General features: G+C 72.1%; 12 protein-coding genes and 1 pseudogene. 4 read left to right on the forward strand and 9 right to left on the reverse strand.

Annotation, left to right across the window (positions count from 1 at the left end):
• Positions 1–318, forward strand: a pseudogene (locus ACWDX9_RS52255) (hypothetical protein); the annotation flags it as partial.
• Between the two features lie 15 nt (positions 319–333).
• Here the strand turns inward: ACWDX9_RS52255 and ACWDX9_RS52260 are convergent.
• Both ACWDX9_RS52260 and ACWDX9_RS52265 read right to left on the reverse strand, forming a co-directional pair.
• Positions 334–1,227 carry an ABC transporter permease gene (locus ACWDX9_RS52260; protein ID WP_449969316.1) on the reverse strand — a complete coding sequence of 298 codons (894 nt, stop codon included), beginning with the start codon at positions 1,225–1,227 and terminating at the stop codon, positions 334–336.
• A gap of 142 nt (positions 1,228–1,369) precedes the next feature.
• Positions 1,370–2,197, reverse strand: coding sequence for an IclR family transcriptional regulator (locus tag ACWDX9_RS52265; protein ID WP_449969319.1), 828 nt, complete (start codon positions 2,195–2,197; stop codon positions 1,370–1,372).
• Between the two features lie 214 nt (positions 2,198–2,411).
• On the opposite strand from ACWDX9_RS52265, the gene ACWDX9_RS52270 reads away from it, so the two are divergent.
• Together ACWDX9_RS52270 and ACWDX9_RS52275 are read left to right on the forward strand one after the other, a co-directional pair.
• A complete protein-coding gene (locus ACWDX9_RS52270) occupies positions 2,412–2,822 on the forward strand; it encodes a RidA family protein (protein ID WP_449969322.1) in 411 nt (136 codons plus the stop codon).
• A complete protein-coding gene (locus ACWDX9_RS52275; protein ID WP_449969324.1) occupies positions 2,819–3,916 on the forward strand; it encodes an aminotransferase class V-fold PLP-dependent enzyme in 1,098 nt (365 codons plus the stop codon). Before ACWDX9_RS52270 ends, ACWDX9_RS52275 begins: the two co-directional genes overlap by 4 nt.
• 196 nt (positions 3,917–4,112) lie before the next feature.
• On the opposite strand, the gene ACWDX9_RS52280 is transcribed toward ACWDX9_RS52275, so the two are convergent.
• Both ACWDX9_RS52280 and folE read right to left on the reverse strand, forming a co-directional pair.
• A complete protein-coding gene (locus ACWDX9_RS52280; RefSeq protein ID WP_449969327.1) occupies positions 4,113–5,330 on the reverse strand; it encodes an NAD(P)/FAD-dependent oxidoreductase in 1,218 nt (405 codons plus the stop codon).
• A 29-nt stretch (positions 5,331–5,359) separates the two neighbouring features.
• The gene (folE, locus tag ACWDX9_RS52285) at positions 5,360–5,998 is read right to left on the reverse strand and encodes a GTP cyclohydrolase I FolE (protein ID WP_449969330.1); all 639 of its coding nucleotides are present in this window, start codon (positions 5,996–5,998) and stop codon (positions 5,360–5,362) included.
• A gap of 116 nt (positions 5,999–6,114) precedes the next feature.
• On the opposite strand from folE, the gene ACWDX9_RS52290 reads away from it, so the two are divergent.
• Complete coding sequence (locus ACWDX9_RS52290) at positions 6,115–6,825, forward strand: helix-turn-helix transcriptional regulator (RefSeq protein WP_449969333.1); 711 nt, start codon at positions 6,115–6,117, stop codon at positions 6,823–6,825.
• 31 nt (positions 6,826–6,856) lie between these two features.
• On the opposite strand, the gene ACWDX9_RS52295 is transcribed toward ACWDX9_RS52290, so the two are convergent.
• From ACWDX9_RS52295 to ACWDX9_RS52315, 5 genes are all read right to left on the reverse strand, one after another.
• On the reverse strand, positions 6,857–7,657 hold the full coding sequence (locus tag ACWDX9_RS52295; protein ID WP_449969336.1) for a hypothetical protein: 801 nt from the start codon (positions 7,655–7,657) through the stop codon (positions 6,857–6,859).
• Between the two features lie 138 nt (positions 7,658–7,795).
• Entirely contained in the window at positions 7,796–8,452 is a 657-nt protein-coding gene (locus ACWDX9_RS52300) for a helix-turn-helix domain-containing protein (RefSeq protein WP_355212112.1), read from the reverse strand.
• A 144-nt stretch (positions 8,453–8,596) separates the two neighbouring features.
• Positions 8,597–9,385 (reverse strand): HAD family hydrolase, encoded by a 789-nt coding sequence (locus tag ACWDX9_RS52305; RefSeq protein WP_449969338.1) that lies wholly within the window; start codon positions 9,383–9,385, stop codon positions 8,597–8,599.
• Positions 9,386–9,463: 78 nt separating this feature from the next.
• Positions 9,464–10,585 carry an esterase-like activity of phytase family protein gene (locus ACWDX9_RS52310; RefSeq protein WP_449969340.1) on the reverse strand — a complete coding sequence of 374 codons (1,122 nt, stop codon included), beginning with the start codon at positions 10,583–10,585 and terminating at the stop codon, positions 9,464–9,466.
• Between the two features lie 144 nt (positions 10,586–10,729).
• Positions 10,730–11,350: a TetR/AcrR family transcriptional regulator C-terminal domain-containing protein gene (locus ACWDX9_RS52315; RefSeq protein ID WP_449969343.1), complete on the reverse strand. Its 621-nt coding sequence runs from the start codon at positions 11,348–11,350 to the stop codon at positions 10,730–10,732.
• Between the last annotated feature and the right edge of the window lie 102 nt (positions 11,351–11,452).

Raw genomic sequence — 11,452 nt, forward strand, 5'->3', positions numbered from 1 at the left:
GCCCGCGACACGCGGGCCAGGAGCCACCGCGGGGTGCTGGCGGCGTGCTGCGCGCCCGGCCATTGCGGGTCGTACGGCAGCCCCGCCTACTCCTACGGCGACCCCTCGTACGAGGGCAGGTTCTTCGACTTCGGCGGCCTGTTCGACGGCGGCGGCGGGTCCCACGGCCATGACGGCGGCGGAGGCTGGGGCGGTTCCGACGGAGGAGGCGGTGGGTCCGACGGAGGAGGCGGTGGGTCCGACGGAGGAGGCGGTGGGTCCGACGGCGGGGGTGGTGGCGGCGGCGGGTGCGGCGGAGGCGGTGGTGGAAGCCAGTGACGCCGCCGTTCCCGCTCAGCCCCGCCCGTAGCGGTCCTCGGCCCGCCAGAAGTACCAGAACCCGAAGACCAGCGAGAACACCGCCCAGAACACGCACGACAGCCACACCGTCCGCGGCGGGACGTGGCTCCCGATCAGGATGTCGCGCATCCACTCGATGTAGGAGGCCGCCGGGTTCAGGTACATCACCGTCGCCACCCACTCCGGCAGGCGGGCGCTGTTGACGACCTTGTCATGGATGGCGAAGAACACCCCGGACGCGTACAGCCACGTCCGCATGATGAACGGCAGCAACTGGCTGAGGTCCCGCACCGTGGACCCCAGCCTGGCCAGCACCAGCCCCGCTCCGATGTTGAACGACGTCTGCAGCGCCAGCACGATCGGCACCATCAGCCAGAACCACGTGGGGAACTCCCCCGTCACCGTCACGATCAGCAGCAGCACCCCCATGGAGATGGTGAGCTGCTGCAGCTCCTGGATCGTGTACGCCAGCGGCAGCGACGCCCGGGGGAAGTGCAGGGCGCGGATCAGCGACAGGTTGCCGGAGATCGACTTGGCGCCCGCGGTGACGGTCCGCTGCGTGTACGTGAACACGAACATCCCGGTGAGCAGGAACGCCGGGTAGTTGTCGATGTTCTTGCTGCCGCCGAGGATGAGGCCGAACATCACGTAGTAGATGGCCGCGTTCAGCAGCGGGGTGAGGATCTGCCAGAGCTGGCCCAGCGCGGACCCCGAGTATTTGGAGACGTTGCGCGAGGTCGCGTACGTCAGGATGAAGTGCCGCCGCTCCCACAGCTGGCGCGTGTAGACGGGCAGTCTCGGGCGCGCGATGGCGGGGCGCAGCCCGTGTCGCCTGGCGAGTTCGGCCAGTGACCCGCTCTCCGGCGGGGCGTTGTCCAGTTGGCTCATGAGCACCTCACTGCGTTGCGGTCCCCGGCCCCGGTCGTGGCGGCGCGCGCCCGTTCCCGATGCCGAGGCTAACGGATCAACCGGCGTCATCGCAGCTAGCGGGCGGTAGCGGTTTCCGTGCGGCGTGGCCTGGGCGGTGTCCTTATCGGGCGATGCAGGGACGCACCATCCCATCCGGCACCGCGTGGGCCACGGCCCGCCCGCGCAGGAGGCCGGTCGCCATCGCGGCCGCCTCCCGGACCCCCATGGTCATCGTGGCCTGCCTCTCCTGGAACCGGGTCGTCGGGACCGACACCGTGAACGCGCCCGTCGGCGAACCCGTCCCGTCGAAGAAGGGCGCCGACACGCAGCACACGCCCTCGCTGAACTCCTCACGGTCCACCGCGTAGCCCTGCCTGCGCACCCGGGCCAGCTCGACGGTGAGATGGTCGTGGTCGACGATCGTGCGCGGGGTGACCGCCTTGAGCTCCACTCCCTTGAACATCGCCGCCACCTGGTCCTCCGGCAGGAAGGCGAGCACCGCCTTGCAGGAGGCGCGCGCGTGCATGTGCCCGGTGTAGCCGACGTCGAGCTCGCCGACGCTCATCGCGTGCGGCCCGGAGATGTAGTGCTGCAACGTCAGCGTTCCGTGCTGCCAGCCGGAGATGTAGGACGTCTCGTGCGTCCTGTCGTGCAGCCGGGCCAGGATCACCGCCAGCTCGGGCGCCGGCCCGGCCCGGCGCTGGAGGTGCCGGTTCAGCGACGCCGCCCGGTGGCCGACGTCGTAACGGCCGCCGGAAAGGCGGACCACGTAGCCGCCGGCCAGCAGCGTGCGCAGGAGGTGGTAGCAGGTGCCGAGCCTGATGCCGAGCTGACGGCTGAGCACCTTCGCGGTGGCGGTGCCGTCCGCGGCGGCCACGGCCTCCAGCACGTGCAGGCCGCGCTCCAGCGTGAGCAGCACGGTCTTCCCGCCGGCCTCCGGCTCGCTCATGTCCGCCTCCCTGTCAGGTCCCGCCGGGCGAGTACGCCCGCGGTCTCCATCATGGTGCGCCGGGCCCCGGCCACGTCAGCGGGGCGCGGTCGCGCCGAAGAGAGCGGCCCGATTTTCGACTATCTGAAATTCCGCAGGTGGACGCGTGATCCGGCCGGTCGCCCCCGCCTAGCGTTGTGACGCCCCAGAAACCGGCCCTCCGAGGAGAGACCCGATGATCCGCCGCTGGAATCCTGCCACGCTGGCCCCGCCGATCGGCCAGTACAGTCACCTCGCCTCGGTCCCGGCGGACCATGAGCTGGTGATGATCTCCGGCCAGGTCGGCGCGCTGCCGGACGGCACCCTCGCGGGCCCGGACGCGGAGACGCAGACGCGGCAGATCTTCGCCAACATCGAGTTGCTGCTCGACGCGCTCGGCGCGGGCCCGCAGCACCTGGTGAAGCTGTTCACCCTGGTCGCGGGCGTCGAACACGTCGCGGGCTGCCGCGCGGCGCGGGCGGAGACGTTCGCGAAGTGGTATCCGGACGGCGACTGGCCCGCCCATTCGCTCGCGGTGGTCACGGCCCTGGCCGATCCGGCGCTGACCGTCGAGATCGAGGGCGTGGCCGCCCTGCCGCGCCGATGAGCCCGGAGGACTTCCGAGGGCTCTTCCCCGCGCTGCGCTCAACGGTATGGCTGGACACGCCGGGCGTTCCTCCCGGTGCGGACCCGGTGACCGAGGCCATGCACCAGGCCGTGTCCGACTGGTCGACCGGCGAGCTCGACTGGCCCGCCTGGGACGCGGCGGCGGCCCGGGCCCGCGCCCTGTTCGCCCGGCTGATCGGGGTCGAACCCGCCACGGTGTCGGCCCTCGGCTCGCTCTCCGAGGCCGCCGCCACGGTCGCCGCGTCCCTGCCGCCCGGCCGGATCGTGGTGGCGGCCGAGGAGTTCCGCAGCAACCTGTTCCCGTGGCTGGCCCGGCACGACGTGGTCGCGGTCCCGGCACGCGACGGGGAGACCCGGGTGGAGGACCTGATCGCCGCGCTGGACGACGACACCGTCCTGCTCGCCGTCAGCGAGGTGACCAGCAGGGAGGGACAGCGGCTCGACCTGCCCGTCCTGCGGGAGGCGACCGACCGCGTGGGCGCGCGGCTGTTCGTCAACCTCACGCAGTCGCTGGGCGCGCTGCGCTACGACCCGGCGGCCGTGCGCCCCGATTACCTCGCCGTACACGGCTACAAGTGGTTGTTGTGCCCGCGTGGCGCGGCCTGGCTCGTCACCAGGCCCGACCGGCTCGGCGGCCTGACGCCGCTCGCGCCGAGCTGGAAGTCCACCGGCCCCCCGCACGGCTACTTCGGCGGCCCCATGCGGTTGGCGGACGATGCCGGCCGGTGCGACACCTCCCCCGCCTGGTTCTCCTGGATCGGCGCCTGCGCGGCCCTTGGCCTGTTCCGCTCGCTGGACGCCGGCCGCGTCGAGCGGCACTGCCTCGGCCTCGCCCGGCAGCTCACCGAGGAGGCGCGAAGGGCCGGCTTCCGGCGGGTGGTGAACGGCCCGCTCTCCCAGATCGTCGTGCTGCGCACCGATCATGCCGACCGCCTCTCCGCGCGGCTGCGCGAACGGGGCGTGCGGGCGACCGCGCTCGGCGACCGCGTGCGTTTCGGCTTCCACTACTTCAACAACGAGGACGACGTACGGGCGACGTTGAGCGTCCTCACGGACGGGAGGATCACGCCTTGAGGTAGGCGAGCATGACGGTGCCGCCGCCCTCGGCGATCACAACCCGTGGCGATCGTCGGAGCCACCTCGTTGCTCGGTGCGGCGTCCATTCTCATCCCGCACGCATCGTCATGAACGCCGAGCGGAGGTCGTCAAGAGCAAGTGGAAGTGGATCCTGCTGACCGTGTGAGTCCGCGGGCGCGCTCGAACGCCGTTGTCACCGGATGAGCCGGCGCAGCGGGGTCGCGGAGTCGGCGAGTGCGGCGCGGTCGAGCGGGGAGGCGGCTCGGACGAGTGCCTTGAGCTCGTCGGTCTGGTCCCAGATGTTGACGTTCATGGCCGCGATCACCGTGTCGTTCCGGAGCCAGAAGGCGAGGAACTCCCGCTCGGCCAGGTCCCCGCGGATGACGACGTCGTGGGCGAGGCCGGGCGGGACGTGGCCGACGTACTCCATGCCCAGGTCGTACTGGTCCGTGTAGAAGTAGGGCAGCTCGTCGTAGGCGGCCTGCCGGCCGAGCATGGCGCGGGCGGCGACGGCGGGCTGGTTGAGCGCGTTGGCCCAGTGCTCGACGCGGATGTGCCCGCCCAGGAGGGGGTGGTAGGCGTTGGCGACGTCGCCGGCGGCGAAGATGTCGGGATCGCCGGTGCGCAGGTCGGCTGTGGTGATGACGCCGTTGTCGACCGGCAGCCCCGCGGCGGCGGCCAGATCGGTCTCCGGGACGGCGCCGATGCCGGCCACCACGGCGTCCGCGTCGATGTGGGTGCCGTCGGCCAGCCGTACGCCGGCCTCGGTGACTGCGGCGAGGCGGGCGCCGAGCCGCAGGTCGACGCCGTGGTCACGGTGCAGGCCGGCGAAGACGGCGCCGATCTCGGGGCCGAGGGCGCCGAGCAGCGGCTGCCGCTCCCGTTCCACCACGGTGACCTCGACGTCGGCGGCGCGGGCCGCGGCGGCGGTCTCCAGGCCGATCCAGCCGGCGCCGACGACGGCGATCCTGGTGGCGGCGGACAGCGTGGCACGCAGGCGGTCGGAGTCGTCGACGGTACGCAGGTACAGCACGTTGTCGCGATCGTGACCGGGGACGGCCAGGCGGCGCGGGCGGGCCCCGGTGGCCAGCAGCAGCTTGTCGTACCGGAGCCGCTCGCCGTCGGACAGGGTCACCTGATGAGCGGCCCGGTCGATCTCGGTGACCGTGACGCCGGTGCGCAGGTCGACGGCGTGGTCACGGTACCAGGCCGCGTCGTGCACGAAGATCTTCTGTCGTTCGCCGCCGTCCTGCAGACAGGTCTTCGACAGCGGGGGCCGCTCGTAGGGCAGGTGCGGTTCCCGGCCGACCACGACGATCGCGCCGTCGAACCCTTCCTCGCGCAGGGCCTCGGCGGCCTTGGCCGCGGCCAGGCCGCCTCCGGCGATCACGAACGTTGCTGGTGCCGGCATCGTCAGTCTCCTGTCTGCTTGTCGAAGGGCTAGCCGTGGGCTCCGGCCAGCGCGAAGAACTCCTGCCGGGAGCGCGGATCCTCGCGGAGCAGCCCCTGCAGGGCTGACGTGACCGTGCGGGACCCGCGGACCTGCACGCCGCGCATCGACATGCACAGGTGCTCGGCCTCGATCACCACGCCGACGCCCTTGGGGGCCAGGTGCTGCTGCAACCAGTCGGCCACCTGCTTGGTCAGCCGTTCCTGCACCTGGAGATCGCGGGCGAACAGCTCGACGACGCGGGCGAGCTTCGACAACCCGAGGATGCGGTCGCCGGGCAGGTAGCCCACGTGCGCCACGCCCTGGAACGGCAGCAGGTGGTGCTCGCACAGCGACTGCACCGGGATGTCGCGGGCCAGGACGAGCTCGTCGTACCCCTCCTCGTTGGGGAAGGTCGTCAGGTTGAACTCGCGCGGCGCCAGCAACTCGGCATAGGCGTGCGCGACCCGCCTCGGGGTGTCGGCCAGGTGCTCGGACTCCGGGTCCCGGCCCAGCGCGATCAGCAGGTCGGTCACCGCCCGTTGCGCGGCCTCAAGGTCCACATCGCCGCGTCCCCGGACCACCCGCAGGCGTCGCTGCTGGTGGTCCGGGGACGAACCACCGACCGGCCGCGCCACGGAGTCGCTCATGCCGCCCGCCCGCGATCGTCGGATGCGCAGCGCATCATGAACCCCTCCTTCTATTGACAAGTTTCGCTAACATTAGAAGGCGCCCAGCGATTTAGTCAACAGGAATGGGTTTTAGAATGAGCGAGGTCGACGAGGCATGGCCGGCACGCGTCTCCGCCATCGCGGCGCTGGACGAGCCGACGCGGCGCCGCTTGTATGAGTTCGTGGTGCGGCAGCCCGCGCCGGTGAGCCGTGACCAGGCCGCCGACGCCGTGCAGGCGCCGCGCAACACGGTCTCGTTCCACCTGGACAAACTGGTGGCCGAAGGGCTGCTCGAAGCCGTCTACGAACGGCGCACCGGCCGCACCGGCCCCGGCGCCGGCCGCCCGGCCAAGCTCTACCGGCGCGCGCTCGGGCAGATCATGATCTCCCTGCCGGACCGGCGCTACGAAACCGCCGCCCACCTGCTCGCCGACGCCCTCCAGGAAGCGCAGACCTCAGGAGAGCCCCCACGCGACGTGCTCGACCGGCGCGCTCGCGAACTGGGCAGAGAGCTCGGCCGCGAGGCCCGCCCCGCCGACCCCGCACCCGACCCCCGCGCCGCGGTCGTGCCGGCCCTGGAAGCCCTCGGATTCGAGCCCCGCGACGAGGGCGACACCATCACCCTCGTCAACTGCCCCTTCCACAGCCTGGCCCGGCAGCACACCGAGCTGGTCTGCGGCATGAACCTGTGCCTCCTCACCGGACTCCTCGAAGGCCTCGCCGCGACAGGCGTCACCGCCCGCCTGCAACCCGCCCCCGAACACTGCTGCGTCCGCCTCCACCCGACCGGCCAGACCTCCTGCTGAGACCGGATCTCGCGGCGCGCCGGGCAGGGGTTCAGGAGGGGGCGACGTTCACGCCCGTCACCGCGAAGCGTTCGACGGTCGCCACGTGGCCGCCGGTGGACGCCACGACGGTCAGCGTCCGCCCCGGGGGCGCCTTGAAGGAGACCCGGGCCGACCACGGCGAGCCGGTCCCGCCGGCGCCCACGCAGCACGACTCCCCCATCGGGGTGGCCGAGCCGGGCCGGCGGACCTGGACCTTGACGCTCTCGTCCACGCCCGTGATCTGACCGCCCACGGTCAGCGGGGACCGCACGGTGGCGCCGTAGCGGGGTCTGGTGAGCGAGAGCGAGGTGTCGTCCGTGCCCACCACCTCCCACGGCGCGTCCTCGCCCGAGCCGAACTTCACCAGGTGCACGACGGCCGCCACCAGCGGCCGCGGGCCCTCCTCGGCCTGGTAGGCGACGTGCACCCGCGCGTGGTCGCCCTGCCGGACGGACTTGGCGACCCGGTCGATCTCGGTGAAGCGGAGGAAGTCGCGGGTGAAGGCGAGCGCGGTGCGGCGGGCGTCGAGGTGCCACGCCTCGCGGCCGTCCCTGCGGTGCGCCTCCCGCCACGCCATCGCCTCGCCGGGAGTGGAGAACGGCCACAGCGGCTGGTAGCGGCCGGCGACCAGGCCCCCGCCAGGGGCCGGCGTGCCGGGAGGCGTGGTCGTAGCACTGCCCGGCGGGGTGGTCTCCTCGGGTGAGGCCGTCCCGGGGACCGAGCCCCGCGGGTCGCCCACGGCCCCGCAGCCGGCGGTCGCCACCGCGAACACGATGAGCACCTGTAGGGCCGGCCCGGTGAAGCGTTTCATGCGGCACCTCCTGACAGTGGCGATCATGCCCGGCCGGCTACCGGAGTATCCCAGCCGACGGCCTCTGATCAGCAGCGGGACGACGGGCGCCAGTATCCCAGCCCACCGCCTCTGATCTGCGACGAAACGCCGGGGCCACTACATGCCATGGATGCGCCGGCCCGCGATCTGATGGGGGACGATGCGGATGTAGAGGCGGCGTTCGCCGCCCGCCCAGGGCGTGACGCCCGAGTCGGCCACCTCCTCCATCTCGTCCGCCGTCACGTGGTGGGCGGGCCCCTGCACCAGGACGCTCCACCCTTCGCGGTTGGCCTCGTCGATCTTGTCGACCTCAAACGCGATCTTGATGTCCACCCCTTCCAGCCCCGAACGCAGGTCCTGGTCCATCGGACCACCGGACGCGGTGCGGAAGACGATCACGCCGTGGTGCAGCTTGTAGTTGACGGGCAGCACGGTGGGCCCGCGCGAGCCGCTGAACGCCACCCGCCCGATCCCGCCCGGCGAGATCAGCCTCAGGCACTCCTCCGGGTCCAGCACCTCCATCGTCGGGTTGGCCATGGCGGGGCCGTGCCCGGGCGGGCGGTCCAGGCCGCCGCCCAGCAGCTCGTGCACCGTGGTCTGCAGCGCGTCCGCCAGGCGGTAGAGGGCCCCGGTGTCCGGCATATCGGGATTTTCCTCCAGGTATCTCAGGTAGCCCGCCGACATGGCCGCGCGTTCGGCGACCTGCTCACGGGTCAGGCCGAGGCGTTCGCGGCAGTGGATGAGGCGGCGTCCGAGATCTCCGGTGCCAGTCATGATCTTTTCTCCTCGCGTGTGGCTACGGCGCGCGGTGCCGTTCACGCGTGCCTCGTGGTGGCCGGCGTCGATGGAGAGCCGCCCTCCGCGGTAGCGGAACGGCGTCGAACGGCGGCGCGCGGCGCACGGGCCCGAGCGCGCCGTTCATGGCCGTCCCACCGGAACGCGGCCGGAGACGTCCGTGTCGGCCAGATCGGCGACCACGACGTCCGCCCCGGCGGCCAGCATCGCCCGGGCACCGGTCCCCGCGGCGGCCCCCGGCCCGTCCCCCGGCACCCCGGACCCGCTCCTGTCCACCCCGACGACCAGGCCGAACCCGCCCTTCCGCGCGGCCTCGACGCCCGGCAGCGCGTCCTCCACGATCGCCACCACCCCGGGGGCCAGCTCCAGGCGGCGCGCGGCCTCCAGGAACAGCGCGGGATCCGGCTTGCCGGGCAGCCCCAGCTCGGCGGCGTCCTCCCCGCCGACCACCACGTCGAACAGGTGCAGCAGGCCCGCCGATGACACCACCGCCCGGCAGTGCCTGCTGGCAGAGACGACGCCGGTGCGGCAGCCGCGCTGGCGCAGCTCGTGCAGCAATGCGACGGTGGAGGGGAAGGCGGCCACGCCGTGGTGCGCGATCGCCTCCACGAACAGCGCGTCCTTGGCCAGCCCCAGCCCGTGTACGGTCTCCGCCCCCGGCTCGTCCTGCGGACCGCCCTCGGGGATCGAGATGCCGCGCGAGGCCAGGAACGTGCGCACCCCGTCCAGCCGGGGCCGCCCGTCCACGAAGGCCAGGTAGTCGGCGCGCACGTCGAACGGCGCGGAGCGGCCCCGCAGGAACGCGTCGAACACGTGCTTCCACGCGGCGGCGTGCACCCGCGCCGTGTCGGTGACCACCCCGTCGGTGTCGAAGACGACCGCCCGGAGCATGGTCAGGTCGAAGGTGGCCATATCCAGCACGCTACCCACGCTCGCGGCGCCCAGCCGTGCCGTCTGACCAGGCACGACACGCCTTCCCGGCCGGCGTCCTCACGGGCACCCCGTGGCGGCGAAGGCGAGGAACTGGGTCGTCTCGCGCTGGTCGAAGTTGTCGTCCGAGCCGATCACCAGCGTGCACGACCCGTCGGCCAGGCGCGGCCCCCAGGCCAGGCTCTCGAGGTTCTGGACCGGGGGCCGGAAGGAGCCGAGGTCATAGACCAGCCGCTTGGTCACCGGCCGATATGGTCTGCCCTGCGCAAGGTCGTCCCTGGTCAGCACGTTCGTGGCACCGCGCAGGTCGATCTCGTAGAGCTTGACCCGGTAGTTGACGCCCTGGATCCAGGACCGCTCCAGCGCGAGATAGCGGTCATTGTCGATCGCCAGGATCTCCGACACCCCGCTGTCGGCGTCCCCCTCGGGCGGGATCGGCGCGGTGGGCAGGGGGTCCAGCGGGTAGGCGTACTGGGCGCGCGCGATGCCCATGCGGTTCCACACGGTCAGGCGCGCGGGCGCGCCACGCGCCACCGAGGGCACGGGTCCGTCCTCGTGGCGCGGGCCCTCGGTGACGGCGGTGATGCCGCTTTCCGTGACCGCCACCCCTTCGAAGCCGAAATTACGCCTGGGCCCTCTTTCGGTGTCCGTCAGCCGCAAATTCGGCGGCACCCGCAATTCTCCGGCATTACGTCCTTGAAGGTCAGTCGTGTGCACCGCGGCGGCGGAAATCGGAATGTCCTGATTGGCGCTGTCCGGCCGGTCCCCCTCGTCTCCCCATATCAGCCGCCCGCTCCACCGGTCGTACCTGATCGACTCGGGGTCGGCCGAGCCCGGCTGGCCGTACGCCGCGTACGGCGTGCCGTCGGCCCTGGTCAGCGTCCTGACCCCGGTCAGTCGCACGCCGACGAACTCCCCCGTGTCCCGGTCGAAGTCCAGTTGCCCGGTGTAGAAGCGGGCGGGGTTGTAGCGCCAGCGGTCGTCGGAGACGAAATACCAGGTGCCGGTTCCGGGATCGCGGTCGATCCCCGACAGCCCGCCCACCGTGGTGTCCTCGAACTTCAGCCGGTGCGCCAGCCGCTGTTCCCCGAGGAAACGCGTGATCCGCACGGGATCCCGCTGCGCCGCCGACGCCGGAGGGGCGGCGCTCGCCACCACCGTGAAAGCGACGGCGATTTGCATGATTCGCCGCGAACGAGCCATCTGACCCCCGTAATTCGATGCCGAACCGACGGAGAAAATGAAAGCGCGGATCAGAGGCGAAGTCCACGGACAAATAACAGCACGCCGCCCATCAAAAGGGGCAAATCACTGCAAGAAAGCCGTTCAGGCGTCCCGCAAAGAGACGGCCACGCCGTCGAGGATGAGCCGCAGCCCGTGCGCGAACGCCTCATCGCTCGTGGGGGCCCCGCCCTCGCGCACGCCCGCGACCGTGAGGGGGTAGTCGGCGTACGCGTCCAGGTCCCGGGCCTGGCCCCGCTCCCGGCGTTCGCGCCGGGCCTGCTCGTTGAGCACGAAGCCGAGGGTGTAGTGGCTGACGGACCCGATCGCGTGCAGGCCCTGACCGGGCGTGAACCCCAGCCCGACCAGGGTCTTCAGCTCCTCCTCGAACCCCCGCGCCACGCTCGCGCCCGGGTCGCTCCCGGTGACCAGCCGCGCACCGTCACGGTGGCTCAGCAGCGTGCGCCGGTAGCGGTGGGCGCGCCGGGTCAGCCACTCCCGCCAGGTCTCGTCCTCTCCGGGGCCGCCCATCTCGGGGGCGAGCAGCTCGCGCGCCATCTCGTCCAGCAGTTCCTGCTTGTTGCGGAAGTGCCAGTAGAGGGCCGGGTTCTGCACGCCGAGGCGGGCGGCGAGGCGGCGTACCGACAGCCCGTCCAGGCCCACCTCGTCGAGCAGTTCCAGCGCGGCGCGCACGACGGTGTCCCGCGCCAGTCCCTTCTGTGCCATCGCGGGACACCTTAACATCGCTAAGGGCGCGTCCCGATCACGGCGGTCGCGTCCAGCTCGGGCGAGCTCGCCACCCGGGCGGCCAGTCCCGCCCGGGCGACG

It is taken from the genome of Nonomuraea sp. NPDC003201, assembly GCF_053590415.1.

Bases quoted from the DNA above. Each gene is read 5' to 3' on its own strand.
- ACWDX9_RS52260 (WP_449969316.1), bottom strand. From the start codon at position 1,227: ATGAGCCAACTGGACAACGCCCCGCCGGAGAGCGGGTCACTGGCCGAA.
- ACWDX9_RS52265 (WP_449969319.1), bottom strand. From the start codon at position 2,197: ATGAGCGAGCCGGAGGCCGGCGGGAAGACCGTGCTGCTCACGCTGGAG.
- ACWDX9_RS52270 (WP_449969322.1), top strand. From the start codon at position 2,412: ATGATCCGCCGCTGGAATCCTGCCACGCTGGCCCCGCCGATCGGCCAG.
- ACWDX9_RS52275 (WP_449969324.1), top strand. From the start codon at position 2,819: ATGAGCCCGGAGGACTTCCGAGGGCTCTTCCCCGCGCTGCGCTCAACG.
- ACWDX9_RS52280 (WP_449969327.1), bottom strand. From the start codon at position 5,330: ATGCCGGCACCAGCAACGTTCGTGATCGCCGGAGGCGGCCTGGCCGCG.
- folE (WP_449969330.1), bottom strand. From the start codon at position 5,998: ATGAGCGACTCCGTGGCGCGGCCGGTCGGTGGTTCGTCCCCGGACCAC.
- ACWDX9_RS52290 (WP_449969333.1), top strand. From the start codon at position 6,115: ATGAGCGAGGTCGACGAGGCATGGCCGGCACGCGTCTCCGCCATCGCG.
- ACWDX9_RS52295 (WP_449969336.1), bottom strand. From the start codon at position 7,657: ATGAAACGCTTCACCGGGCCGGCCCTACAGGTGCTCATCGTGTTCGCG.
- ACWDX9_RS52300 (WP_355212112.1), bottom strand. From the start codon at position 8,452: ATGACTGGCACCGGAGATCTCGGACGCCGCCTCATCCACTGCCGCGAA.
- ACWDX9_RS52305 (WP_449969338.1), bottom strand. From the start codon at position 9,385: ATGGCCACCTTCGACCTGACCATGCTCCGGGCGGTCGTCTTCGACACC.
- ACWDX9_RS52310 (WP_449969340.1), bottom strand. From the start codon at position 10,585: ATGCAAATCGCCGTCGCTTTCACGGTGGTGGCGAGCGCCGCCCCTCCG.
- ACWDX9_RS52315 (WP_449969343.1), bottom strand. From the start codon at position 11,350: ATGGCACAGAAGGGACTGGCGCGGGACACCGTCGTGCGCGCCGCGCTG.